General features: G+C 63.4%; 18 protein-coding genes. 5 read left to right on the forward strand and 13 right to left on the reverse strand.

Translation table 11 applies throughout. The features are described 5' to 3' along the window. The first annotated feature begins 115 nt into the window (after nt 1-115). The gene (locus tag GJA_RS22190) at nt 116-1,999 is read left to right on the forward strand and encodes an autotransporter assembly complex protein TamA (RefSeq protein ID WP_038496707.1); all 1,884 of its coding nucleotides are present in this window, start codon (nt 116-118) and stop codon (nt 1,997-1,999) included. Beyond that, nucleotides 1,999-6,441 carry a translocation/assembly module TamB domain-containing protein gene (locus tag GJA_RS22195; protein ID WP_038496710.1) on the forward strand — a complete coding sequence of 1,481 codons (4,443 nt, stop codon included), beginning with the start codon at nt 1,999-2,001 and terminating at the stop codon, nt 6,439-6,441. Before GJA_RS22190 ends, GJA_RS22195 begins: the two co-directional genes overlap by 1 nt. Nucleotides 6,442-6,459: 18 nt before the next feature. Here GJA_RS22195 and GJA_RS22200 read toward each other — a convergent pair whose 3' ends face one another. The 3 genes from GJA_RS22200 to GJA_RS22205 all read right to left on the reverse strand — a co-directional run bounded on the left by GJA_RS22200 (nt 6,460) and on the right by GJA_RS22205 (nt 9,421). After that, on the reverse strand, nt 6,460-6,696 hold the full coding sequence (locus tag GJA_RS22200; protein ID WP_038496713.1) for a hypothetical protein: 237 nt from the start codon (nt 6,694-6,696) through the stop codon (nt 6,460-6,462). Nucleotides 6,697-6,712: 16 nt separating this feature from the next. Beyond that, complete coding sequence (locus GJA_RS27890; protein ID WP_167541141.1) at nt 6,713-6,853, reverse strand: hypothetical protein; 141 nt, start codon at nt 6,851-6,853, stop codon at nt 6,713-6,715. Between the two features lie 78 nt (nt 6,854-6,931). Further along, nucleotides 6,932-9,421 (reverse strand): alpha/beta hydrolase family protein, encoded by a 2,490-nt coding sequence (locus GJA_RS22205; protein WP_038496716.1) that lies wholly within the window; start codon nt 9,419-9,421, stop codon nt 6,932-6,934. Between the two features lie 193 nt (nt 9,422-9,614). Here GJA_RS22205 and GJA_RS22210 point away from each other — a divergent pair, with 193 nt between their 5' ends. Continuing rightward, on the forward strand, nt 9,615-10,133 hold the full coding sequence (locus GJA_RS22210; RefSeq protein WP_038500770.1) for a CcdC protein domain-containing protein: 519 nt from the start codon (nt 9,615-9,617) through the stop codon (nt 10,131-10,133). A gap of 225 nt (nt 10,134-10,358) precedes the next feature. Here GJA_RS22210 and GJA_RS22215 read toward each other — a convergent pair whose 3' ends face one another. From GJA_RS22215 to GJA_RS22235, 5 genes are all read right to left on the reverse strand, one after another. After that, nucleotides 10,359-13,187: an ATP-binding protein gene (locus GJA_RS22215; protein WP_038496719.1), complete on the reverse strand. Its 2,829-nt coding sequence runs from the start codon at nt 13,185-13,187 to the stop codon at nt 10,359-10,361. An 8-nt stretch (nt 13,188-13,195) separates the two neighbouring features. After that, complete coding sequence (locus GJA_RS22220) at nt 13,196-13,930, reverse strand: hypothetical protein (protein WP_038496722.1); 735 nt, start codon at nt 13,928-13,930, stop codon at nt 13,196-13,198. Next, a complete protein-coding gene (locus tag GJA_RS22225) occupies nt 13,923-15,305 on the reverse strand; it encodes a hypothetical protein (protein ID WP_038496725.1) in 1,383 nt (460 codons plus the stop codon). The genes GJA_RS22220 and GJA_RS22225 overlap by 8 nt, the downstream gene beginning before the upstream one ends. A gap of 427 nt (nt 15,306-15,732) precedes the next feature. After that, complete coding sequence (locus tag GJA_RS22230; protein WP_051781245.1) at nt 15,733-16,506, reverse strand: DUF3108 domain-containing protein; 774 nt, start codon at nt 16,504-16,506, stop codon at nt 15,733-15,735. A 1-nt stretch (nt 16,507) separates the two neighbouring features. Further along, nucleotides 16,508-17,296 (reverse strand): DUF3108 domain-containing protein, encoded by a 789-nt coding sequence (locus GJA_RS22235; protein ID WP_242404600.1) that lies wholly within the window; start codon nt 17,294-17,296, stop codon nt 16,508-16,510. Between GJA_RS22235 and GJA_RS28375 the strand changes: the two genes are divergently transcribed. Further along, nucleotides 17,284-17,652, forward strand: a complete 369-nt coding sequence (locus GJA_RS28375) for a hypothetical protein (RefSeq protein WP_242404601.1) — start codon at nt 17,284-17,286, stop codon at nt 17,650-17,652. The genes GJA_RS22235 and GJA_RS28375 overlap by 13 nt on opposite strands. Before the next feature lie 147 nt (nt 17,653-17,799). Further along, nucleotides 17,800-18,471 carry a PhaM family polyhydroxyalkanoate granule multifunctional regulatory protein gene (locus GJA_RS22240; protein WP_038496728.1) on the forward strand — a complete coding sequence of 224 codons (672 nt, stop codon included), beginning with the start codon at nt 17,800-17,802 and terminating at the stop codon, nt 18,469-18,471. Between the two features lie 54 nt (nt 18,472-18,525). Here GJA_RS22240 and GJA_RS22245 read toward each other — a convergent pair whose 3' ends face one another. The 5 genes from GJA_RS22245 to GJA_RS22265 all read right to left on the reverse strand — a co-directional run bounded on the left by GJA_RS22245 (nt 18,526) and on the right by GJA_RS22265 (nt 25,327). Next, entirely contained in the window at nt 18,526-18,741 is a 216-nt protein-coding gene (locus GJA_RS22245) for a hypothetical protein (protein ID WP_038496731.1), read from the reverse strand. Between the two features lie 225 nt (nt 18,742-18,966). Then, entirely contained in the window at nt 18,967-20,652 is a 1,686-nt protein-coding gene (locus GJA_RS22250) for a response regulator (protein WP_038496735.1), read from the reverse strand. 25 nt (nt 20,653-20,677) lie between these two features. Beyond that, nucleotides 20,678-21,358 (reverse strand): sensor histidine kinase, encoded by a 681-nt coding sequence (locus GJA_RS22255; RefSeq protein WP_242404602.1) that lies wholly within the window; start codon nt 21,356-21,358, stop codon nt 20,678-20,680. Between the two features lie 267 nt (nt 21,359-21,625). Beyond that, complete coding sequence (locus tag GJA_RS22260; RefSeq protein WP_038496740.1) at nt 21,626-23,173, reverse strand: histidine-type phosphatase; 1,548 nt, start codon at nt 23,171-23,173, stop codon at nt 21,626-21,628. 3 nt (nt 23,174-23,176) lie between these two features. Then, a complete protein-coding gene (locus GJA_RS22265; RefSeq protein WP_038496743.1) occupies nt 23,177-25,327 on the reverse strand; it encodes a TonB-dependent siderophore receptor in 2,151 nt (716 codons plus the stop codon). Nucleotides 25,328-25,393: the final 66 nt, after the last annotated feature.

Consider the following 25,393-nt stretch of genomic DNA (forward strand, 5'->3'; position numbering starts at 1 on the left):
GTAACATACAGAAAGCACACCATCCTGGAGCAACATGTTTCCTGTACAACCCATCCAACGAGCCGCCGGCGATCCGGCAAGACCACGAATTTTGGCACAAGTGGTGACAAAAGTAATGGGACAAATGACACTGGCGGTGGCCAGCGGCGCCGTGCTGGCCTTGCCGGTGCATGCTTTTGCCGCATTGCAAGACGCAGCGGCTAACGAAACCGAAGCGTCCCCGGCCGCGGCACCAGCCGCATTGCACTATGTCGTCAAGGTCGACGCCCCCGATCCGCTCGATGACTTGTTGGAAAAAAACCTGGACCTGTTCCGCTTCCAGGACAATCCGCGCACCGACCGCGAGCAATTGCAGCGGCTGGTGCGCGGCGCGCCGGAACAAGTCAGGAACCTGGTCGCGACCGCCGGCTTTTACACGCCCGACGTCAGCGTCAGGCTCGATGACGGCAGCGGCACGCCGACGGTGCATATCAAGGTCGAGCCGGGCCAGCCGGTGGTGGTCGGCCAGGTTGAACTGGTATTACAGGGTTTTGATACCACGCCGCCGCTGGCCAGCAGCGATCCCTTCGATACCGACGCGTTGAAAGCCAGCTGGACCTTGCAGCAAGGCCAGGTATTCCGCCAGGCCGAGTGGGAACAAGCCAAGCGCGGCTTGCTGCGGCAAGTGGTGCAAACCCGCTACCCGCGCGCGCAACTGGTCGACACCGAGGCGCAAGTCGATCCGGACACGCATACGGTGGCCTTGAAGGTGGTGCTCGACAGCGGTCCCGAATTACGGTTTGGCGAATTGCGCATCGAAGGCTTGAAGCGCTATCCGGCCTCGGTGATCCGTAATCTGAACCAGATCCACCCCGGCGATTATTACGATGAAGCATCGCTGCAGGCCTACCAGGCGCGTTTGCAAGATACCGGTTACTTCGCCAGCGTCGAAGTCAGCGCCGACATGAGCAGCGTGCTGAGCGAACAGCTCGATGTCGTCCAGCAAAGCCAGGAAGTCAGGCAAGACCCGGCCGCCGTCAAGCCGAAAGGCCCGGGCGTGATGGCGCCGCTGCCGCTGCTGGTGCGCGTCACCGAAAACAAGCAGCAAAACGTCAGCGCCGGTCTCGGTTACAGCACCAATACCGGTAACCGCGCCCAGTTGAACTATGACAACCTGAACGTCATGGGCCTGAAGTTGAAAAGCGCGCTGACGATGGAAACCAAGAAACAAAGCGCGCGCGGCGACTTTTATTTCCCGACCACGCCTGACGGCTACAACGACAGCGTCGGCGCGTCGTTCGAGCGCAGCGACATTTCCAACGAAATCACCAGCGTGTCGACCATCGCCGCCAAGCGCCGCTGGGGCACGCCGCAGCTGGAACGCAGCCTGTCCTTCGAATTCTTGAGCGAGGGAAAAACCGTCGATGGCCTGGACCCGACCCGCAGCAAAAGCTTGCCGCTGACCTTTTCGCTCACCAAGCGCCGCCTCGACAATCTTTTATTCCCCAGCCAGGGTTACGTCATCAACGCCCAGCTGGGCGGCGCCCTGCTGCCGATCCTGACCGATGAACGCTTCGTGCGCGGCAGCGCCAAGTTCGTGTACTACCAGCCGGTCGGCGCCAAAGGCACGGTGATCGTGCGCGGCGAAGGCGGCGCGCTCGGTTCCAAGGAAAAAGCCGGCGTGCCGGCGGTGTACCTGTTCCGCGCCGGCGGCGACCAGTCGGTGCGCGGCTACGCCTACCAGGACCTGGGCGTGCGCGAAGGCGACGCCATCGTCGGCGGCCGCTACCTGGCCACCGCCAGCGCCGAATACCAGTACTGGTTCAAGCCGAAATGGGGCGCCGCCGCGTTCTACGACGCCGGCAATGCGGCCGATACGCTGAAGGACCTGCATCCGAAATCCGGCTATGGCCTGGGGGTGCGTTATAAAAGTCCGGTCGGCCCGATCAATGTCGATGTCGCGTATGGCCACGCGGTCCAAAAATACCGTATGCACTTTTCTCTGGGATTCACGTTCTAATGTCCGATACCACCCCACCTACCCCGCCTGACTCCCACGTCCCCGCGCCGGCGCCACAGGCAGCGCGGCGCTGGCCGCGCTACACCCTGATCGGCATCGGTTCCGCCGCCGTGCTGCTGGGCGGCGCGCTCTGGCTGCTCGGCCGCGAATCGACGCTGCAAGCGTTGCTCGACAAGGTGTCCAGCGCCAGCGGCGGCCAGATCGTCGTCAGCGGCGTGTCCGGCTCGCTGTACAACAAGATGCACCTGGGCCACGTCAGCTACCGCGGCAAGAGCCAGACAATTACTGCCGAGAATATCGACATCAACTGGTCGCCGTTGCAGTTTTTTTCGGAAGGCATCGCGATCAGCGAATTGCACGTGGCCAGCATGGTGGTGAAAAGCACCGGCCCGTCGGAACCGTCGACCTTGCCCACCAGCCTGGCCGCGCCATTCCAGCTGAGCATCGCCGATGCGCGGCTGGACAAGATCACGCTGCAAGGCGACAGCGGCAGCAATGTGATCGAAAAAGTGCATTTCAATTTATCTGGCGGCAAGACCGAATGGCGCCTGCAAGACGCCAGCGCGATCACGCCGTGGGGCGCCGTGACCGCCAATGCCAGCGTCGCTACAAATGCTCCGTTCAAGCTGGACGGCAAGGCCGGCTGGGCGCAATCAGTGCCGGCCGCCGGTGAAAAACCGGCGGCGCTGACGATGCAAGTGGGCGGCGACCTGGCGCTGGTCGATATCAAGGCCAGCGGCAGCGCCGGCCCGGCCAGCGCCGATGCGCACCTGGCGCTGGCGCCGTTCGACCCGGTGATCATCTTGCGTTCGGCCAGCATCCAGGGCCGCAACATCAATCCCGGCCGCTACGACGCGACATGGCCGCAAGCCGAGCTGAGCCTGGATCTGGACGCAAGCATCGGCAGCAAGCAGGAAGTGTCCGGCAAGCTGGCCATCAGCAACACAGCCGCGCCCGGCCCGCTGGACCGGCAGCGCTTGCCGCTGCACAGCATCAGCGCGCAAGTGGGCGGCACGCTGACCGCGACCACCATCACCAGCGCGCTGCTCGACTTTGCCCAGGCCGGCAAATTCACCGGCAGCGGCAGTATCAACCGCGATGCGGCGGATGGCCCGGTCGGCAGCGCGCTGTTCACCTTGCACACCGACAAGATCGACCTGAAGGCGATCCAGGGCAGCCTGAACAGCACTCATATCGCCGGCGACATCAAGCTCGGCAGCGACGGCAAGACGCATACCGTCAGCGCCAGGCTGGCCGAACTGGGCAAGACCACCTTGCGGCTCGACGTGCAGGCCAGCCTGCTCGACTCGCTGCTCAGCATCCAGCAGGCGCGCTTGCAAGCCGGCAAGGGGCAATTGACTGTCAGCGGCCAGGCCAGCTTGAAAGATGCACAGCAATTCAAGGCCACGGCCAGCGCCAGCCGTTTTAATCCGGCCGATTTCGGCGCCTATCCGGTGGCCGACCTGAACGCCGCTATCAACGTCGACGGCCATGTGGCGCCGCAATGGCTGGTCAACGCCGACGTGGCGCTGCGCCCCAGCCGCTTGCTGAACCAGCCATTGAGCGGAGCCGGCAAAGTCACCGCCGATGCGCGGCATGTCAGCGGCGTCGACGCCAGGCTGGCGCTGGGCCGGAACTCGGTCGAGGTGCGCGGCAACTTCGGCGCGCCGGGCGAGCGCTTGAACTGGACAGTCGACGCGCGCCAATTGTCGGCCGCGCACAGCGACTTGCTGGGCTCCCTCAACGCCAGCGGCGTCGCCAGCGGTACGCTGCAGGAACCGCGCAGCACCTTTGTCGCCGACGCCAAAGGCCTGGGCCTGAGCGCCGCCAAACGGCCGGGAGTGGGCCAGGACAGCGTGCTGCACGCCAGCGGCGAAGTCGGCTTGAGCGGAGCGAAACAGGTCGCCGACCTGAAGCTGACCGGCTCCGCGCAGAAATTCAATCCCGCCGCCTTTGGCGCTTATCCGAGCGGCAATATCAATGCCGATTTTAATGGCGGCGGCCGCCTCGGCGGCGACTGGAAACTGGCGCTGAACCTGGCCTTGCAACCGGCTTCGACGCTGCAAAATGTGCCGCTGACCGGGTACGCCAAGGTCAGCGCCGATGCCAGCCGCATCGACAGCGCCGACATCGATCTGCACCTGGGACCGAACAGCATGCAGGCGCGCGGCAGTTTTGGCGGCGCGCGCGACAAGCTGGACTGGAAACTGGATGCGCCGCAACTGGCCAGCCTGGGTGCGCAATTTGGCGGCGTGTTGCATGGCAATGGCGCTTTGTCCGGCAGCATGAAAGCGCCGGCGCTGAGCTTGAATATCGATGGCCAGCAACTGCGTTTCTTTGGCGAACACCAGGTCAAGGCGCTGCGCGCCAGCGCCAGCCTCGGCGCCGGCCAGGGCGCGGCCGATCCGCTGGTCAGCGATATCGACGTGACCGGCTATAGCAGCACCGCCTTCAAGCTGGCCAGCGCGCGCCTGTCGAGCAAGGGTACCCTGGCGGCGCACAGCCTGCAACTGACGGCGCGCAACGATGACTTCGACGTGTCGGCCACGGTCAAGGGCGGCTTGAATCAGGGTGTGTGGCTTGGCAGCCTGGACGCGCTGCAAAACCGCGGCCGCTTTGCGCTGGCCTTGCAGGCGCCGGCGCCGATCCGGGTCGCCGGTCCCAAGGATGGCGGCCTGGCGGGACTGATGCATCCGGAACAGATCTCCGTATCGAATGCCGTCATCAAATTGCCGGCCGGTAGCATCAGCCTGCAAAGCCTGGAAAAAGCCGGGCCGCGCTGGGCCAGCAGCGGCCAGGCGGCCGGCGTGCCGCTGAATTACCTGACCCAAGCGGTGCCGGATTTGCAGCAAACCATGCGCAGCGACATGACCCTCGGCGCGCAATGGAATCTGGATCTGCGAGCGGCGGCCGGCAAGGACCCCGCGCTGGCCGGCATGCTGCATGTCTTCCGCGAAAAAGGCGACATCACGGTCGGCAGCGAACAGCCTCTGCTGCTCGGCTTGCGCACGCTCGATGCGCGCGCCGACGTCGCCAACAGCCAGTTGCGCATGCAAGTCGCGCTGGACGGCGCGCGTTCCGGCCAGGTGCGCCTGGACGGCACGGTGCAAATGCAGCAAGGCCGCATCGCCGGCGACAGCCCGCTGAACTTGACCGGCAGTATCGACATGCCATCGCTGGCGTGGCTGGGGCCGCTGACCGGGCAAGCGGGACTGGAGCTGGGCGGCGCGCTGAAACTGGCGCTGACCAGCGGCGGCACCATCGCCGCGCCCTCGCTGAACGGCGACCTCAGCGGCGATAAACTGGTCGTCAACTGGGCCGACCAGGGCTTGAAACTGCGCAATGGCGTATTGCAGGCAAAATTGGCCGGCGACCAGTTGCAATTGCAACGCCTCGCCTTCGATGGCGGCGACGGCAAGGTGCAGGCCGACGGCTGGGTGCGCTTTGCAAATGCCGAAGCCAGCATGGAATTGAAACTGGTGGCCGACAAGCTGCAGGCACTGGCGCGGCCCGACCGCACGCTGGTACTCAGCGGCAGCAGCACGCTGGTGCGCAACGACAAGCGCTTCAGCTTCGAAGGCAAGTTCAAGGCCGACCGCGCCACCATCGAACTGGCGTCGCAAGATACGCCGACCCAGAGCGATGACGTGGTGGTGCTGGGCAAGGCCGGCAAGGGCACCGGTCCCGGCGGCGCCAAGGCGGCGCCGTCGCTGCCGCTGAATATCGACCTGGAAGCCGACCTCGGCAACCGTTTCCATTTAAAAGGCATGGGCCTGGACGCCGACCTGGGCGGCAACCTGCGCATCCGCGTGCTGGACCGCCGCCCGCCGCGCATCACCGGCAGCATCCGCGTCGACAATGGCAACTATGCCGCCTACGGCCAGAAGCTGAGCATCGAACGGGGCGTGATCAACTTCACCGGCGCCTACGACAATCCGGGCTTGAACATCCTGGCGGTGCGCAAGCGGCCGGAAGGCGAAGCCTTATCCGAAACCAACGTCGAGGCCGGGGTCGAAGTGCGCGGCACGGCGCAGGCGCCGACCGCCAAGCTGGTATCGACGCCCTCGGTGTCGGACAGCGACAAACTGGCGTGGCTGATCCTCGGCCATGGCACCGAAGGCACGGCCGGCGATGAAATGGGCTTGCTGACCACGGCGGCCGGCGCATTGTTCGGCGGCACCGGCGGCGGTATGCAAGGCAAGCTGGCCAACTCGCTGGGACTCGATGAAGTGGGATTATCGCAAGCCAAGGGCCTGGAAAGCACCGTCGTAACGGTCGGCAAGCGCATCTCGTCGCGCGCCTACCTGAGCTTCGAGCAAGGCGCCAGTTCGGCGTCCAGCCTGGTCAAACTGCGCTATAAATGGAACCGGCGCATCACCTTGCAATTCCAGACCGGCACCAATAATGCCCTGGACGTGTTGTACACCTGGGCATTCGATTAATTTGCCGAAGAGCGCGGCTTACTCCAGGTCGAGGCCGCGCTCGATCATGCCTTCGACATAACCCGTCAGATATTGCAGCAAGGCGGGACCGGACAACACATTGCCGGTCAGCGCGCCATGCGGCGAACCCTTCAGGTCGCCATCGCGGTACACCCGTGCAATCCACGCCACGTCCGTGCCCGGTGTGTAGTCGAGCTCGTAATCGAATACTTCACCGCTGACCTTGCGTGTGTACGCTTCCTTGATAATTGCCATGTAAAAACAGCCTTTCTTAACTGGGGTTGGGATCGGGTACGGGATCGTCTTGCGGCACCGGATGCACCGGATGCGGATGCGGCGACGGTTCCGGCATCGGGTCATCCACCGGCGCCGGGTCTGGCGCGCGGTGGGCGTGAATCGCGACTGGGTCCATGGCGAGTCCTCCATACTGATGATGAAAGGATGACATTACCATGAGTCGGGCCGAACCCGCCAGCATCGGCCAACCGTCTCACTGAAACTTGTTACTTACCGCTTCCGGCCTGGCGTTCTTCACATATTTATCCAGCCAGTTATTGGTTTCATACAACATCTGCATGATCGATTCGCGCGCCCGGTAAGCGTGGCTTTCATTCGGTAACATCACCAGCCGCGCGGTGCCGCCCAAGCCCTTGATGGCCTGGAACATGCGCTCGCTCTGGATCGGGAACGTACCGGGATTATTGTCTTGCTCGCCGTGGATCAGCAGCATCGCATCCTGGATCTTGTCGGCGTAATTGAATGGCGACATGGCCTGGTAGACGTCTTGCGCCTTCCAGAACGGCCGCTCTTCCGACTGGAAGCCGAATGGCGTCAAGGTGCGGTTATAGGCGCCGCTGCGCGCGATGCCGGCGCGGAACAGGCGCGTATGCGCCAGCAGGTTAGCGGTCATGAACGCGCCATACGAATGGCCGCCGATCGCGATGCGGTGGCGCTCGGCCACGCCGCGCCGCACCACTTCATCGACCGCCGCCTGCGCATCGGCCACCAGTTGCGGCAGATAGGTATCGTTCGGCTCCTCGCCGTCCTTGCCGCCGACAATCGGGAACGATGGATTGTCGAGCACCGCGTAGCCCATGGCCAGGAACGCCGACGGTCCCGAGTAGCCGACCGCGTTGAAGCGGTACGGCGAACCGGTGGTCTGGCTGGCGGCGGCGGCCGACTTGAATTCATGCGGATAGGCCCAGATCAGCATCGGCAATGGGCCGTCGCGCCTGGCGTCATAGTTCGGCGGCAACAGCAAGGTCGCGGTCAGGCCGACGCCATCGGCGCGTTGATAACGGATCTGCTCTTTCTGCACATCCTTCAATTGCGGCAGCGGATGCGGGAAATGCGTCAGCGCGGTCAGTTGTTGCGCCGCATCCAGCTTCAGGTCGCGCACATAATAATTCGGCCGCTCGGCCGGCGATTCGCGGGTCGACAGCAAACGGCTGCCGTCGTCGCTCAATACCGCCACCACGTTTTCATAATACGGCGCGGCGCTCTGGAACAGCCGTTCCTTCTTTTTAGTAATCAGGCTGAGCCGGTCGATGAAGGGACGGTCGCCCTCGCTCGACGCGCCCGAACCGTCCAGCAAGATGGTGTCGCCGGGGCCGATCAGCAAACGCGGCAAGCCGGCGCTGTCCGGCTGCATCACCGGCTTGCCCGGATCGTTGTAGCGGTCTTCCGACGAACCGGCGTACACCAGTTCGGCTTCCTTGCCCGGCTGGTCGGGGGCGATACGCCATTGTTTCAGCGCGCGGGTCTGGTACCAGTGTTCGACCAGCAAGGCCATGTCGCCGCGGCCCCAGGCGATGCCGGCATAACGCGAACCGAGTTGCGCCAGCACCTCCGGCCGGGCCGTGAACGGCGCCGGCTGGCTGTAGACGATGTCGCGAATGTCCGCCGCCCTGGCCGGATCGCCGCCATCTTGCGCTTCGACCCACACCAGCGTGGCCGGCGCATCGACGCGCCAGGACACTTCGCGCACGCCGGGCGGCACCGCATCGTTACCTGGCGGCAAGCCCTCTTCCAGCGCGCGCTTGAGCACCGTGTGCACCACCCGGCCTTGCAAGTCGCGCACCTCGATGCGCTTGCCGAAGCTCGACGCCGGCACGATATAGGAATACGGCCGCTCTATGCTTTGCGTCAGCAGATATTGGCCGCCCGGCGCGATCGACACGCGCGAAAACTGGTCCGGCGCACCGATCGGGCGTGTCTTGCCGGCGAGATCGATCTGCGCCAGTTGCACCGTCACATAATGTTCGAACAGCCTGGCGTCCGCTTCATTTTTCAACAGGTCGGGATAAGTGCGCAATTGCCGGATGGCGCCGCCCGGTTCGCTATCCTGCGTACTTGGGCCGCCCGGAATGCCGTTCGAGCGCGGCGCCTCGCCCAGCTTGGCCGGTTTCAATTGCACGATCAAGCCTTTGCTGTCCGGCAGCCACGAAAAACCGCGGCCATACACCGCCGACAATGGCTGCGCGGCCAGCTTGCGCGCGACCTTCGTACGCACATCGAGCAGCCACAGTTCGACACCCGGATGTTGCGCGCCAGCCGCTTCGGCATACGCGATATGGCTGAAGGCCAGGTAATGCTGGTCCGGCGACCAGGCCAGGTCGGCGATGCGCAGCGCGGCCGGCAAGCCGCTGATCTTGATGTCCTGCTGGGTTGCAATGTCCAGCAAGCTCAAACCGGCGCCAAACGAAAAACGGCTGGCCGAATAGGTGCGCGGGTTGATGCGCAGACCGGCCAGCTTCAATTCCGGCTGCGCCACTTCGCTCATGCCCGGCAAGGCCGGCGTTTGCAACATCGCCGCCAGATTGCGTTTCGGGCTCAGGCTCAGCGCCGGCGCGCGCGGCGCATCGACGATGGCTTGCAATGGCGCCGGCGGCAATTGATAAGCGGCATTCTGGGCGCCGGCCGTCGAGGAAGCCGCCATCAAGCCTAGCGTCACCGGCAGCAGGGGGGAACGTGCAGTCATGAAAATCCGATCAGCAATGACAAGGAGGAAAGTCGGCACCATGCCGTGCGTGGCGGCATTTTGTGATCGTTTATATTGCTTTCATGCCATAAAAATGTCAATAAGCAATACCGGGATCAGCTGCCGCGGCAACGGCAATCTGGCTTACAATCGTCGTTTTATTTGCGCCCGTCGCGGGCTGCCGGATGCCTTCATGGAAACCACTACTCTTGCCCTGCTCGTCCTCGTCCCCTTGCTGGTCTGGCGGATTTATTCGCGTCTGAAACGTTTGACGGCGCGCCAGCAATCGCACCTGTGGCGCCACTGGACGGCGGTGATCCTGTGCCCGCTGCTGCTGCTGGGATTGGCGTTCTCGACCAGGTTCGACGTGCTGCCGCTGTCTTGCCTGGCGGCCGGCGCACTGGCTGGCGGCTGGCTGGGTTTTTTCGGCATCAAGCTGACCCGTTTTGAAAACCATGGCAAGGCGCTGTTCTACACGCCGAACCGCTATCTGGGCATGTCGGTGGCGATGCTGTTCGCGGCGCGCATGATTTATCGCGGCATGGAGCTGTACATGAATAGCCGCGCGCTGATACCGCAACCGAACGAACCGTTCGGCCAAAGCCCGCTGACCTTGCTGACGCTGGGCCTGGTGGCCGGTTATTACGCGGTCTACGGCTGGGGCCTGGTGCGCTGGCGCCAGCGCCAGAAAGCGCTGCCGGCAAGCGCCTGACGGTTTTCGTTTTCCCCCGCGCCGCCTTTGCGACGGCGCAGCGCCGCCATCATGCCCTCCTATTCCTGTTAGAAATTTCTGCACCCGAACGGCTGGCGATGACGGTGTAAAACACGACAGGCTGGCCATCATGCGTCGGCGACTGGTGATCAGCCGCGCTGCACTCCGGCAAGCTGGAAACCCATAACAACGCGGCGATTTTCCGCGCCAGCGAGGCGCGCAAACTCAGGCCGCCTTGACCGCTTCGGTAATACGCCGCTGCAACACGAAAATCGGCTGCGCCCATTCCGTGTCCTTTTTCTTTTTGCTGGTGATCAAGGTCAGCTCGGAAGGGTCGTAGACATCGGTATTGTGGGTCAGCGGCGTCGTCATCAGGTATTGCGCCTCGGTATTCTTGAGGAATTCGCCGACCAGCTGGATGTTGCGGATATCCAGGTGGGCGAACGGTTCGTCGATGAATACGAAGCCGCCGGAACCGTCTTCCGATTTCAGCAAGCCGATCAGCAATACCAGCGACTTCATCACTTGCTGGCCGCCCGACGCTTCGCCGTCGTTCATGCCGATCGGCCCCTTGCCGTCGAACTTGAAGCGCACGTGCAAACCCGCCTGCGACAATTGGGTATCGTCGTTTTCCAGCCGCACCGGATCGGCGTGCACTTCGATGCCGGCCAGTTCGCCCAGTTCCTTGATGTTCTTGCTGTAGGTCTTGACGGTGTAGCGCAGCCGCTCGATGTAGGCGCCGCGGGCGTTGGCGGTCGCTTCGATCGCGCGGTTGTTCTGGTAGCGGCGCTCGTCGGTTTCCGACTGGCGGCCATGCAATTGCTCGGACAGGCGCTGATGCTGGTCGATCACCGTCGCGTCCAGTTCCCAGTCGTCGCGCGCCAGGCTCACTTGCAGGCTGGCGACGCGCAAATCGACCTGGTGCGCATTCTGGTGTTCGGCCACCAGCGCGGCGCGGCGCTTCGGCCGGCGCCAGCTTTTCGGCAAATGGCGCCAGTTATGACGCAGGGCCAGCAAGGCCCGCGCATGGTCGCCGCGCTGCTCGATCTGGCGCTTGTAGTTCAGGCGCAATCCGGCTTCGGCTTCCGACAAGGCGAAGCGCGCGTTTTGCCATACCGTATCGGCGCGGGTGCGCACCACGGTGGCGTTCTTGACCAAGCCCTGCAATTCGCCGAGGCGGCTGCCCACTTCCAGGCGCTCCGCTTTCAACGGGCCCGAATTGCGCAGCGCTTCATCGAATTCCGCCTGCCGTGCCGCCAATTCCTTGGCCGCGTCGACCCCGGCCAGACGCGCTTTCAGCGCACCGGTTTCCGACGCCAGCTTGCTGATGGCCAGCGTCAGCGTATCTTCCTGCGCTTCCAGCGCCGGCAGCGATTTTTGCAGCGCGTCCAGGCGCTGGGTGCGGCCGGCCGAGCCGAAGCGGTAACGCGACGCTTCGACGAACAGCGAGCGGCCGCCGCGCCGTTCGCGGTGATAGGCGTCCGGCGTGATCCACTCTTCGGCATTGCCCAGCTTGAAACCGGCTTCGACCGAATCGACCCGTGCAATGCGCGACAATTGATCGACCAGCCAAGCCGGCACCGGCGCCGAAAAACGCACCACCGCCAACAGGCTGTCGTCCTTCGGCGTCGGCGCCGTGACCAGCTCCGGCACGATGAAGTGGCGATAGCGCTCCTTCTCGGCCAGCCGGTAGGCGGCGGCCGCGTCGCGCGCTTTTTCCAGCAGCACCACCGACGCGTAGCCGCCCAGCACGCCCTCGACGGCGCCCTGCCAGCGGCTGTCCGTCACTTCGACGATATCGGACAACATCGCGTGGCCGATGCCCTCGTCGCGCAATGCGCGGCGCATGCCGCGCACATTGTCCGGCTCCGGCATCGCGGTCTTGCCTTGCAGCGCCGCGATGGTCGCGTGTTCGCCGGCGATGCGCGCCGCCAGCGTATCGCGCGCCTGGCGCTGGCGCAGCAATTCCGCTTCCTTCTGTTCCAGCTGCAGCGCCACTTCGGCGATGTCGCTGCCGGAATCGGCCGCCAGTTTCAGCAGGCGTTCCTTTTGTTCCAGCAGGCTGTCGAGCGGTTTCAGCTTGCCGTTGACCAGCGACAGCCGGCTTTGCAAGCCGATCGATTCCTGCTCCAGCAGGGTTTCCTGCATTTGCGCGTCCGACAGGGCCTTGGCCTGCACCGCCAGCGCATGGCGCTTGTCGCTCAATTGCTGGTCGGCTTGCGCCATCGGCTTGCGCGCTTCGCGCAGCTGGCGGCTGGCTTGCCCGGCTTTTTCACGCGCTTCGTGGTACTGCAGGCTCGGCAGCACTTCTTCCAGCAAGTTGCGGCGTTCCTTGTGCAAGCCTTCCCACTGGTGATAATTGGCGACCCGCAGGCGCAAGCCTTCCAGGTTGGTCCTGGACGCTTCCAGCTCGGTTTCAAAACGCTTCAATTCGACTTCGGTGTCGCGCTGGTGGCGCTTCGCTTCGTCGTAGGCGTCCAGCACTTCCTTGTCGCCGAAGACCTGGAACACCAGGTCCAGCAACTGGCGCGGCGCATATTCGCACAGCTTGTCGGTTTCGCCCTGCTCCAGCGCCAGCACCTTGGCCATCGCCGGCGACAGGCCGGCGTTGGCCAGCCGCTTGCGGTAGTTTTCGACGCCCAGCCAGTCGTTGGCGTCGCTGATATCCTCGATCTGGATATTGCCCGGACGCATCAGATACTGGCGCTTCCAGTCGCCGCCGTTTTTCTGGATCTGGCAAAACAGCGTCACTTCATCGTCGCTGAAAAAGCCGGAACTGCGGAATGGCCGGTTCGACAATTGCTTGCCGACGGCCTGGTTGTCGACCACCGCGCGCAGCCATGCGGTTTGCTGGCCCGAGTGGCGCGCATAGTGCTTATAGGTGCGGCCCATCGAGCAATCGAGGCCGAACAGCGTGCGCAGCGCATCGAGCAAGGTGGTCTTGCCGGAACCGTTCTGGCCGGCGATGGTGATGATCTTGGCATCCAGCGGGATGTTCTTGATGCGCTGCCAGTAATCCCAGTGGACCAGCTCTAGCGATTTGATATGAAACATGGCGGCTCTCAGTCAGGGGTGTCGGAGGTAGGCTCGGCGGCATCGGCCGGCGCCGTTTCGACCGGTTCGGCCGCGGCGTCGACGGCGGGCGCGGCCGATGGCACCGCCACCAGCTGCGCCGGGGCGCGCTTGAACACGTCGGCCAGCGCGCCGTTGATGATGCGCTCCTTGAGCACGTCGGTATCCATCATCAGGTCCAGCAGCGGGCCTTCGACGATGATGTCGCCGCGCCGCTCGATGAAGCCGAGCTTGGCCAGCGTGCCGAGGTTCATGTCCATCCGGGTTTTCTTGCCCAGCTTGTCGCCGAAGTCGGCCAGCAGCGCCTTGTAGGCGATGCCGATCGAGGTGTCTTCGGCGCGCGGCAGCGGTTTTTCGGTGCCGAACATATCGTTCTGGTCGTCTTCCGCGTGCTGGTGGGTTTCCTGCCGTTCGCGCTTGGGCAGGATGATTTGCGCCCACAGCACCACCAGCAAGGCCACGCCATCGCGCGCCAGGCCGAAATTATTGTTTTGCCAGACGTCGCGCGCGCCGAAGATCTTCGGCTCGATGGTGCGCGTCAGCGCCAGCGTCACATGGTCGGCGTAGACGTTGTCGAGCAACTTCAGGCCGCAGGCCAGCAGGCGCGCATCGACTTCGGCGCGGAACAGTTCGTCGGACAGCACGCGCTTGACCAGCTTGTCGTCGCGGCGCAGGGTTTGATGCGTCAACAGGCGCGCAATCAGGATTTGGGAATCGTCATTCATCGGCCGGGCCGCTATCTAAATCAAGTGAAACAGTCAGTGAAAGCGAGGCGATCGACATGGCCGCCACATGCGGGTCGGCCAGGTGGACCAGCTCGTCGGTCGGCGTAAAGGTGATCGGCAGGCGCGCCAGTTCGGCGGTCGCGCCTTGCAGGCTCGCTTCCGACACGTCGCCCAGCAGCGGCAGCATCGACGCGCGATAGGAAGCGATGGCAAAACTGGCCGGCAGCAGCGAATCCTGGATCGCCACCGACTTCGGCGCTTCTTCGCCTATGCTCGGGAAATTGCCGAGGCTGGCGAAATTCGACAGCCGCGTCAGCCACTCGTCCAGCTCCAGCTGCACCGCAGGGCCTTCGCTGATGGTGGTCGGCGCATCCTGGCCGCTCGGCAGCCCGGTCTGCGCGACGCCGGCAGTGCGCTCCGCCAGCAGCTCGGTTTCGGCCACGTCGATCATTTCGGCCGGGGTCGAGAACAGCGGCACCACCGGCTGGTCGATCGCGCCCTCGGCCAGTTGCGCCAGGTCGTCGTGCTGCAGCAGCCAGCGCTTGATGTCGGTGGTCGACAAGCCGGACTGGCCCAGGTGCACGCGCTGGCGCTCGATCTGGTTCAGCGCGCGCGAAAACATGCCTTGCATGTTCAATAATTTACTTTGCGCGCGGCCGATCGCCTGCGCCGCCTTGTGGGTGGCGCCGTCGGCGTTTTCATCGGAAGTGATGGCGCGCAGGATGTCCGAGCCCTTTTCGACCCAGTCGCAGGCCATATTCCATTTCGCCTGCGCGCTGCGCAAACGGAATTCGGAACCGGAGGCGATCGCATCGGCGAATTCCTCGGTCAGGTCGACCAGCCGGCCCAGCAAATGCTGCAATTGCTCGACCGATACGCCGCCGACCGCCTGCGCACCGGCCACCTGCGACAGCAAAAAGCCCATTTCGGCTTCGTCCTCGGTCTGGCCCAGGCCCAGCAAGCCATCCAGCGCCGACAAGACATTGCGCGCCATCGGCGTGACGCGGTACACCGCCTGCTGCGCATCCCAGGCCAGCAACTGGTTGCTGCGCAGGCGCAGCAGCACGGTTTCCAGGCTTTCCGGCAGCAGGTAGGCCAGTTTCTGGTTGATGTCGGCGCGCGTGAATACCGACGACGCCGTATCGGCCGCCAGTTCGCGCAGCACCAGCAGGCGCACCAGCACGCCGTCGAAACCGCCGTGGAACAGCGCGGTGAATACCTGCAGCAGCGGCTGCGCCCGTTTTAAGTGATAGACCTGCTCGATCTCATCGGCCGACACATGCGGATGAAAATGGGCTTGCAGCGAATCCTGGTGCTCTTGCTCGGTTTGAGGTATCTCGGCGGCCGCAGCCGCGCTTGCCATTATGTCTATCATTCTGTTCCGGATCGGTGGTCAACCAGCTGCGCAAAGCGCTTGCCGCGCTCCGCTGCAACCGGTACGCGGGGGGCGTCAGTATATCAGTTCCAAGTAGCAGTTCTAACATGCCATGGCGGACGGACGGGGCGACGGCCGGATATGGCGGCCAGAATTGTTGGCTGACGCCGTGCCGGCTAAGAGCCTATCCCAGTAGACGAATACGTCCCCTGCTGGCGCCCCTCAGCAGCGGGGACTGCGTTGATCGTCGTCGCGTGGCCCGCCACGCTTCCTCCTCACGCCTGGTCCGCGCTCCCGATGCGCGGCCAGCAGAAGACGCTCACTACTGGGATAGGCTCTAAGCCACGCTACCGGATACAGCCGGCGCAGGTCGGATCGGCACAGCGTCATCCGGTATTATTATGCCGACCACAAAGAGTGCAAGCACTTACTTCTTGGTGATCTTGTCCAGCGTCTGTTCGACATAATCGCCATCGTCGTCGGCAAACTTGACCTTCACCGGGTACCAGTCGAGCGACGGCGCCAGCCACAGATCCACTGCCTGGCCCTTGGCGTCCGGCGGCGGCGTCTTGACCAGGTGCAGCGCGCTCACGTCGCCCTGGCCGGTGCTGACGGTTTCCTGATTGACGACCTTGAAGATCCACGGATCGGCATCGCGCCGGCCCGCCACGAACAAGGCCCATTGCGAACCCGGCACGAATTTCTCCGGCGCGCCGCGCGCGATCGCCAGCAATTGCCAGGCCGCCGTGCTGCGGTCTTGCTCGCCGCCCTTGATCGGATAGCTTTCATCGGAATCGCCGAACACAATGGTTTTCGTGTCGCGCTTGAAGGTGGTGGTGCTGGGATCCTTGCGGAAGCGTTTTTCGACAAATTGTCCCGGCGCGATGCCGTAGTCGTCGATCGTGCCTTCGCTGTTGTGCTCCAAAATCTTGCCGAACAGCGGCACCTTGGTGTCGGTATGCAGCGCGTACTTGCCATCGCCGGTCTGCCATACGGTGACGGCTTCGCCATTCAGGCTGATGCCGCGCTGGCGCGCCTGGATCTTGTAGCTCAGGTCGGCCGATGGCGGCAGCTTGTAAGGCCGCTTGATGCTCGGATGATCGACCGGCGCAACCTTGTCCTTGTCGGCGGCGAACACCGGCGCCAGCGTGGCCAGCAGCAAGCCGCCGGCGAGGGTGTGTTTCAGCATATTGTTCAGCATATTATTTTCCCGATGGTTCAGTTGCAGTTATTTTAGTCACCGTCTGGGTGGTCACCGCGCCACTCGCTTCGGTATTGCGAATTTGTACCGGATACCAGTTCTGGCCCGGCGCCAGCCAGATATCGAGCTGCGACGAATAGCTGCCCGGCTTCGGCGGCCGGCTCAAATGCCAGGTCGTCAGGCGTCCCATCCTGGTGTCCAGTTCCTCTTGTCCGACCAGCTTGAAGCGGAACAAGCTCGCATCCGCATCTTCGCCGACGAAGATATCCAGGTCGCCGGACAGTTGCTGGAAGTCGGCGCGGCCGATGCCGGCCAGCTGGAACGGCAGGCTGGCCTTGTCCTGCGCGCCGGCCGGCAGCGGATACGAGGCGGTACTGGCTGAAAACGTGATCACCTTGCCGGCCCGGTTGAAATGGGTCGCCGTCATCGACCGGCCCTTGCGTTTCTCGGTCGCCGTCACCGGCGCGATGCCGCCGTCGTCGATGTCGCCTTCGCTGGTCAGCACCAGCAGGTTGATGCGGGTGATCAGCACGCTCAAGCCCGCTTCCATGGTCACCTTGTAATGGTCGCCGCTGTTTTTCCACGACATCACCGCCACGCCGCTCCACTTGGTGCCGTCGGCGTCGACCCGGCGCAGCTCCATGTCGAAGTCGGCCGGCGCCGGCAAGTCGACATTGTAACGGCGCGCGGCGACGGGCGCCGGTTCGGCAGGCTGCGGCGCCGGCACGGCTGGCGCCGGCGGCGGCGGCGCGTCCGGCGCCGCGGCCGGCTGCACCGATGGCCCGGCCACCCACGGCGGGCGTATCCGCTACCGCCGGCGCCGGCGTATCGGACAGCAGCGACGATGGCGGCCGAGGCGACTCGGGCGCGGCAGGGAGCTTCGGCTTGGGCGCCGGTTTCGGCCGCGGCTTGGGCTGCGGTTTAGGCGGCGCTGGCGGCGGTTTGGGCGCCGGCGGCGGCGCCATGATCAATTGCGCGGTGATCTCCGTTCTCACCGGTTTTGCCAGGCTGGCATCGGACGGTCCAAGATGTTCTTCAAGCCACCAAAGCAGCAGCAAATGCAGGACGATCACGGCGCAGCACATCAGGATGGACCGGCGGCGAGAGGCGGAAAAGAAGGAAACTGGCGTCATTTTGCTAGTGTAACCCGTCCGCCTGAAGAGACGCTGACAGTTGCAACCATGGCGCTTGGGTCTGGAGACCCGCCTGTTCAAAAACAAGCGTGCCAAGTATTTTTGAATGACCTTGTTTTATCTGCTACGCTAGGGGCAAGCAACCCATGAGGAGACATTGATGGCTACACCCCACATGCCGAATATTCCAGGCGCCGCAGTGATGACGGACACGCTCGACTTTGTCAAAAACCTGTGGGGCAGCATGAACGTACCCGGCATGAGTATCCCCGGCATTACCGCGCCGACGCTGTCGGTCGAAGAGCTAGACAAGAAGATCAGCGATTTGAAGGCGGTGGAATCGTGGCTGAACCTGAATACCAGCATGTTGCGCGGCAGTATCCAGGCGCTGGAAGTCCAGCGCGGCACCATCGCCACGCTGAAATCGATGGGCGCCTCGCTGGCCGCCGCGATCCAGCAACCGGGCGCCGGCGAAAAAACCCTGTTCGAATCGTCGCCTTACGCGTCGGCGTTCTTCCAGCACGGACAGGCGCCGCAAGCGCAGCCTGAACCTGCCCCGGCGGCGCCGCCGGAACCGCAGGCAGCCCAGCCCGCCCCACAAACGCCAGTGCCAGACAGCCCGGCCGCGCAGATGGCGAATCCAGGTGTGTGGTGGAATTTATTACAAGATCAATTCAAGCAAGCCGTCAGCACCGCGATGGCGTCCGATACGGTAGCCGGTGCAGACAAGACACAAACGCCGGCCAAGACCCCGGCTACCGCAACCCGCAAGGCGCCGGCCAAGCGCGCGGCGGCGGCCAAGCCGAAAGCCAGCCGCGCCGCCAAGCCTTGAGGCCGCGCCGTCGCTGAGTGGAGGACGCTGACGCAATCGAACTGAAGAAACTACTTAAGCGATCCGGTGAATCCGGATTGCTTCAATTAAACCATCGCCCTGGCGCTTGATACCGCCGATGGTGATCAAACCCTCTTCTTCCAGTTGCCTGGCGCTGTCGTGCGCGGACTGGAACGATTCTATCGTATCACCCTTGGCTGTCACAGGACGAACCCAGGCGACGCTGCCAACCTTCATTTTTGCATACACTTCTTTGGCGACATCACGCATTATTTCTTCCTTATTGTTATAAACTTTCGCCACCTGCCCAACCTGCTGCGCGGTACAGTTTTCGGCCGGCGATGCTCACTATACATTCGTACAGCGCCGCTACTCCGCCAAAACTTGAACCGCTCGCGACGGTTTTACAAGCGTCTCTCAGCGCGGGCCAGCCCGTGCTGAGCCATAGTTTATCATCCGACAGGAAAGAAGCAGAATGGCGGCGCAACAGCTGGGTCAGACGGCATCTTCTTCGACCGGCGCGGCGGCCGCGTCTTCGGCCGGCGCCGGCGGCGTCAAGACGCCGAGTTGCTCCATCAATTGCGCAAAGCGCTGCTGGCCCGGCGCGATCTTGTCCACATAAAGCAAGACCTCGCTCGCTTCAGCGGCCAACGCCGCGCTAAAACCGCGCTGTTGCATATGCGACACGATGATTTGCACCGAGTTGAACAAGATCCGCAAATTGGTCGGCAACTTCAGGCGGGCGGCCCGCATCCACGCCACGGCCTCGTCGAGTTTGTCGGTTTTCCACAACAATACGCCCTTGTTCATCAAGTCCGACGCTTCCTTGCGCGACGATAGTATCAAGGAATTTCCCTCGTCGCCCATGCGTGCCTTGTCGAAGATTTTTTGCACCGCATCCTGCAACACCTGGTTGTCGTGGTTGTTCTTGACCACGTAGCACAGCAGGTCGACCGGCGCTTCCTTGACGCCGACCGCGAACAGCATCGTCGCCAGGTCCATGCAGGTATTGGTGTCCGGGCGCGCAATGTCCTCGGCCAGCATTTGCTCCAGTTCGTCGCCGCATTTGCGGGCGCGCCGGTAATCGCCGGTTTCGTGGTGCACCATGCCTTCGGTGATCTTGGCGCGCAAGCCGATCTGTTCCGGCGAAAATTCGCGCTGCGCCAGCAACAGCCATTGCAGCGCCTCCTTCGGCTCGTTCTTCAAGCCGCACACGCGCGCCAGGCCCAGGTAGGCGTCCGGCGTCTTCATCACCGAATATTCGCCGATCGCGACGCATTTGCGGAACGCCTTTTCCGCCATCGCCACATTGCCCAATTTGAGCGCCACCATGCCCAGGTTGCGCTGGCGCGGCACCGAGTTGGGCGACAGTTTCGCCGCTTTTTCCAGCACCCCGCACGCTTCTTCATGCTGGCCCATCAACTGGTAGGCGGTGGCCATCTGGTCGTAGGCGTCGATGTAATACTTGTTTTCGACGATCACGCCCTGGAAAATCTGCCGCGCCGCCTCGTGTTCGCCATTATTCATGCGGATCTTGCCGAGACCGGCCTTGGCCCAGCTGTAATCGCGCTCGGCCAGCACTTGCTCGTACACGACGCGGGCCTTTTCCGGCTCGCCGCTCTTCAGCAGCAGGCTGGCCTTCATGCGCTGCAACTCCAGCGCATGCACCGGATTGAGTTCGATTTGCGTATCGCACAGCTTGGCGGCGCGCAGATAGTCCTTGTCCAGGCAAGCCTGGTCGATTTCGCGGAACACCTGTTTTTTATGCCAGACCCGGTTCAGGCGCGTCAGCAGCACGCCTTCGGTGATCGGCTTGATCAGGTAGGCGTCGGGCTGGTGTTCGGCGGCGCCGATCACCGATTCGACGCTTTTTTCGGCCGACACCATCAGCCACACGCTGCTCGGCGCGGTCAGGTTGCGGACCCGGGTTTCTTCCAGCACTTGCTGGCCATTCTTGCCTTCGCCCAGGTTGTAATCGCACAGCACCACGTCGTAGCGGGTCTTGGCCAGCAGCTTCATCGCCTCGCCGCCGCTGGCGGCCTGGTCGATATGGCGCGCGCCCAGGTTGCGCAGCGATTCGCGCAGCAAGATGCGGATGCCGACAAAATCGTCGACCAGCAAATAATTCTTGTCGGCCCAGTCGGTGGGCGTATTCTCGGCAGTGACCGGTGGATTGTCCATGATGTGCTTTCTATCCGATATCGGCTCAGGGCAGGCGCAGGATGAAGCAGCCGCCGCCGAGTGCGCCGCCGTTTTCCAGCGCGATGCTGCCGCTGCGGGCGCGGGTTTTATGCATTTTCGCCACGACACTGGAAAAATACAGGCCCAGGCCGGTGCTGTTGGTCGAAAAATCGACGCCGGCCGACAAACCATGCATCGCCGCCGCGCCAGCCTCCAGCAGCGCCGGCGAAAAACCGTCGCCATTGTCTTCGACCCGGAATTCCAGCAAACCGTCCGCTTCCCGCGCCGACAGGCGGATCGTGTCGCGCGTGTAGTGGATCGCATTATTGATCGCGTGGCCCAGCACGCCGATAATCAAATCCTCGTCGAAATACCAGATCAGCTCGGGCGGAAATGCGGTCTGCATGACGATGCCCTTGGACGACAGCAGGATTTTTTCCTGGTCGACCACCTGGCTGACCAGTTGCCCGACCATTTGCGGCTGCACGTCGAACGGATAACCGGGCTTGCCGACGTCCTTGTACAGCGCCAGCAACTGGATCAGGTTATCGTTGAGGCGCTTGGTCTGGTACAGCATGTGCGCCATCTTCAGGAATGCCGCATCGTCGCCATTGTGCGTGCCGCCATTGGCCAGCAACGATTCCAGCGTGCCGCTGACGACGCTGATCGAATTCTTCATGTCGTGCACGGTGGACGCCAAAAACATGAATAGTTCCGGAGAGCTGGTCTGATCTTCCATCTGTGATGCCTCCCAAGGCGCAAGCGCCATCGGCCCTGTCGCGGCCAGCTTCAAAATGTTGCTAAGCACAAATTATAGCCGCTGATGTACTGCCGACAAGTAAAAAAGCCGGCATCCGGGAAACACCCGTACGCCGGCTTGCAACTGAGTATCCTTGCGATCAGCGGCGTGCGCCCGCCAGGCGGCGCACCACGGCGCTCACTCCATAGAGTAAATAGCGACGCCCTCTACCGTTTATAGCAATTCTTTATAGCAACTTCTTAATTGGGAGTAGCGATAGAAATGGCTGGCCGGGGCAATCCTGGCGCTGTCGCAGGCGGGCTTGAAGTCGGTTTCTTTTTCGTTGTATAACATGCGCAGCAATATGTCGCCCTTGCCACCCTTGCCGTCGGTGTACACGTCCCATTGGATGTTGGCAGCCATCGGTGCAACCGTGGCGCCGCGCCATGGATTATTGTCGTAGCTATACATGGCAGCACGCGGCAACTGCGCCGCCATGCCGGGCAGGCCGAGGATAGCCGCCATGGGAATCACGATTTCGGCGTGGGAAAAGCGCAGCTTGGCCGCATGCGACAGGTCACCGCCGGCAACGGCGTCCACCTCATTGAAAAAGTCGCCCAGCAGCGTAGTGGCCATGCGGTAGTTGAGGTCGCCGTTTTCGGCGATGCCGGGCCCTTTGGCATAGAAGGATTGCGCATCGTCGACAGCAGCGAACACCTCGGCCTGCGCGGGCGGCAGATAGCGCGTGAAGTCGGCGGCGACTTCGTGGCGCATGCCGGCCGCTGCCGCATACAGTTGGTACAGCGCCAGCGCCGCATCGGTGGCGGAGGCGATCACGGCCGCGCCGTCGCCGCTCAAGGTATTGGTGAACTTGCCGTCGGCGCTGGTGTAGCTGTAGCTGCCGGTGTTGGCGATCCGGTAGCGTCCCTGGTCCAGCGCGGCAACAAAGGCTGGCGTGAACAGGCGTTCCAATACCGTTTTCGCTGCGGCGGCCAGGCGCGGCTGCGCCAGTATTGCGGCCTGGCGGGCGCGCAGCTCACCGCTCTTGAGCCAGGCCTGGTAGGACTGGCTGGCCTGGTAGGCCGGGTAGAGCGGATCGGTGGCGGCGGCCACCCGGTCCTGCTTCGCGCTCAGTTTATGGAAATACAGCAGGTAGCGGTCGCTGCCCCTGGGACGGCTGTCGTGGCTGGTTTCGGCCAGCGGGGCCAGCGAGTCGGGGTAGGCCAGCAGCGGCGCCAAACTTGTTTGTTGCGCCAGCAGCGAGCGGGTAAAGAAGTAGCCGCTGTCGACGGCGCGGTCCTTGCCGGAAGTGACAACGACGATCTGGCGCGACTGGCCGGCGGCGTCCTGGAACAGTTGCGGCAAGCGCTGGTACAGGCGCTGCGCCAGCTGCGTGTGCTCGGCCACGCCCTGCATGGTTTCGTTGCCGTAGCCTGGCTTGCCGATGCCGTCCACCCCATAGCCGAGCAGGAAATTGGCCTTCATCAGTTGCACGATATCCGGCCCCAGCTGCCGGCCCAGCGGAGTCAAGGCATGCTGCTTGCCGGCCTGTTGCCACAGATTGTACAGCGCCAGGTCGGCCTTGAAGCTGCTCAGGCCACGCGAGCCATGGCGCGCCAGCAGCTGCGTATACACAGGACGATAGCCTGGCGGCGCGGCTTCATAGCTGGCGCCGTCCTGCTGCGGCGCATAGGGCGTTTTGCTTTGGTAGTACTGCTCGCCGTAAGCACTCAACAGCAGCAGGGATAGCGCGGCGCCGGCCGCAAGACGGAAGGCTTTCATGGCTTAGAAGTCTACCCGGAGATTCACGCTGGCGGTGCGCGGCGAGCCGACGTTCAGATAATTCTCCTGATAGTAAGTCCAGTATTTGCGGTTGGCGAGGTTCGCAATGTTCGCGCGCACGCTGACCATCTTGCCGAAATAGCGGTGACGGTAGTTGAAGCCCGCGTCAAACAGCGCGTAGGACGGCAGCGAGTTGGCGTTGGCGGCGTCCATCGCCAACTCGCCCAGGTACTGGGCGCCAGCGTGCAGGGCCAGGCCCGGCAACACTTCGCGCCAGGTCGCCTGCACCGAAGCCTGGCGGCGCGGCGCACCGACGGCATGCTTGCCGCTGTAGCCGGGCGCCGCATCCCGCAAGGTCGCATCGAGCAGCATGATGCCGCCTTCGATCGACAGGTTTTTCGCCGCCTGCACCACCGAGTTGAACTCCACGCCCTGGTAGCGCGTCTGGCCGTCCGCCACGAAGACGTTGCCGGCGTTGGTGTACTGGGCGCCGCGCTCGATCTGGAACAGCGCCGCGCTGGCGTTCCAGAAGCTGCGTTCCGTCTTGATGCCGAGTTCGCTCTGCTTGCTCTTGATCGGCGCAAAGGTCTGTAGCGCGTTGACGGTGGAAGTCGGCGCGCTGGCGGCCTGCTCCAGGGCTTCGACATAGCTGCCGTACAGTGTGGTGTCGGCGGCCGGCTGGTACATCAGCGCGATGGTCGGCGTGGTTTTGTCGGCCGGATAGCTGGCGGTGACGGCGCCCTTGGTGGAAAAAGCGGTGTCCTGGAACTGCGTGTAGCGCAGGCCGCCCAGCACCGACCAGTGATCGCTCAGCTTGACCGTATCGCTGGCAAACACCGCATCCTGGCGGGTCGCTTCATCCTCATACAGGCCGCCGCTGTAGTTGGTGCCCGAAGCGTTGAAGATGGTCGGCGCATACAGGTTGCCGGTGCCGATATAGAGCTTGGGCGTGACGACGGAACCGGTCGACACCAGGTTCTGCGACATCAGACCCGCCACGACTTCATGCCGCAGGCCGAAGGTAGCGAACTTGCCAGTGATACTGGCCTGGACCTGGTCAAAATGGTAGGCATGCAGCTCGGACGTGACGCGGTCCTTGTAGTTGCCGTTGTTGTTGGTGATGTAATACTGGTCCTTCTTGTAGACGCGGGTCGAATCGGAGGTGCGGTACGAAACGTTGGCGCTCCAGTCCGGCGCCAAACGGTATTCCAGGCCCGTCGTATACAGCGAATATTCGACATCGCTGCCGGCGCCTGTGCTATTGAGCTTGCTGTCGCCGGCGATCGGCGCGGGCACCTTGAAGCCGGGTGCAATCACGATGTCGGTGCCGCCGACAGTGGCGCGGCGCTGGTAGAGCACATCGTAGTTCAGCGTCAGATCCCGGGTCAGGCGCCAGTCCAGGTTCAGGCTGGCGGCATTGCGATTGATGGAGCCGCTTTCTTCCTGCACGCCGCCGTCTTCGTGCAGCAGGTTCAAACGGTAGCCAAAGGCGCCGTCTTCGCCCACCCGGCCGCCGGTATCGATATGCTCCTTGATCGCGCCGCCTTCCTGGTAACCCAGCGCCGCGCTGAAACTCTTGTCGGTGGTCGGGCGCTTGCTGACGTAGTTGACGATGCCGCCCGGCGAGCCGAAGCCGTACATATAGCCCGACAGGCCCTTCAGCACCTCCACGCTTTCGAACATCTCCAGCGGCATTTCGGTGCCGCGGTTGATATTGGCCAGGCCATCGACCTTGTAGCCGTTCAAGTCATCGAGGCGCAGGCCGCGCACCTGGATGGTGGCCGGATGGGTGCTGATCGGCGGGCTGATGGCGGTGACCGAGGCATCGTATTTCAGCACTTCGGCAATGCTGGTGGCCAGGCGGTCTTCGATTTCGTCGCTGCTGACGGCCTTGGTCGAGAATGGCGTATCGAGTTCCGACTTGCGGCCCAGCGCACCGCTGCCGACGCTGTCGCTCAGCTTTTTCTTTTCGACCGTGGCCTTGACCACGACCTGGGACAGCGGGCCGGCACCCGGGCCGAGGCTGGAAGCGCCATCATCGACATCGGCGGCGCTGAAGGCCGCAGTATGCAGCGCGCACAGGCCGGCGGCTGCCAGGGCCAGATGCAAACGGGTGACGCGGAGGTGTTTTGCGGAAGACGTGGTCGGGAACATGAAGTGCCTAATAAGAGGAGGGAGGTCATTAGGTGCATCATGATAGTGAGTTTGTGTGACAATCAT

Source organism: Janthinobacterium agaricidamnosum NBRC 102515 = DSM 9628 (genome assembly GCF_000723165.1).
GTDB classification, from domain to species: Bacteria; Pseudomonadota; Gammaproteobacteria; order Burkholderiales; family Burkholderiaceae_D; genus Janthinobacterium; species Janthinobacterium agaricidamnosum.

Coding starts and splice junctions, on each gene's coding strand:
- GJA_RS22190 (WP_038496707.1), top strand. CDS start 116: ATGGGACAAATGACACTGGCGGTGGCCAGCGGCGCCGTGCTGGCCTTG.
- GJA_RS22195 (WP_038496710.1), top strand. CDS start 1,999: ATGTCCGATACCACCCCACCTACCCCGCCTGACTCCCACGTCCCCGCG.
- GJA_RS22200 (WP_038496713.1), bottom strand. CDS start 6,696: ATGGCAATTATCAAGGAAGCGTACACACGCAAGGTCAGCGGTGAAGTA.
- GJA_RS27890 (WP_167541141.1), bottom strand. CDS start 6,853: ATGGACCCAGTCGCGATTCACGCCCACCGCGCGCCAGACCCGGCGCCG.
- GJA_RS22205 (WP_038496716.1), bottom strand. CDS start 9,421: ATGACTGCACGTTCCCCCCTGCTGCCGGTGACGCTAGGCTTGATGGCG.
- GJA_RS22210 (WP_038500770.1), top strand. CDS start 9,615: ATGGAAACCACTACTCTTGCCCTGCTCGTCCTCGTCCCCTTGCTGGTC.
- GJA_RS22215 (WP_038496719.1), bottom strand. CDS start 13,187: ATGTTTCATATCAAATCGCTAGAGCTGGTCCACTGGGATTACTGGCAG.
- GJA_RS22220 (WP_038496722.1), bottom strand. CDS start 13,930: ATGAATGACGATTCCCAAATCCTGATTGCGCGCCTGTTGACGCATCAA.
- GJA_RS22225 (WP_038496725.1), bottom strand. CDS start 15,305: ATGATAGACATAATGGCAAGCGCGGCTGCGGCCGCCGAGATACCTCAA.
- GJA_RS22230 (WP_051781245.1), bottom strand. CDS start 16,506: ATGCTGAACAATATGCTGAAACACACCCTCGCCGGCGGCTTGCTGCTG.
- GJA_RS28375 (WP_242404601.1), top strand. CDS start 17,284: ATGGCCCGGCCACCCACGGCGGGCGTATCCGCTACCGCCGGCGCCGGC.
- GJA_RS22240 (WP_038496728.1), top strand. CDS start 17,800: ATGGCTACACCCCACATGCCGAATATTCCAGGCGCCGCAGTGATGACG.
- GJA_RS22245 (WP_038496731.1), bottom strand. CDS start 18,741: ATGCGTGATGTCGCCAAAGAAGTGTATGCAAAAATGAAGGTTGGCAGC.
- GJA_RS22250 (WP_038496735.1), bottom strand. CDS start 20,652: ATGGACAATCCACCGGTCACTGCCGAGAATACGCCCACCGACTGGGCC.
- GJA_RS22255 (WP_242404602.1), bottom strand. CDS start 21,358: ATGTTTTTGGCGTCCACCGTGCACGACATGAAGAATTCGATCAGCGTC.
- GJA_RS22260 (WP_038496740.1), bottom strand. CDS start 23,173: ATGAAAGCCTTCCGTCTTGCGGCCGGCGCCGCGCTATCCCTGCTGCTG.
- GJA_RS22265 (WP_038496743.1), bottom strand. CDS start 25,327: ATGTTCCCGACCACGTCTTCCGCAAAACACCTCCGCGTCACCCGTTTG.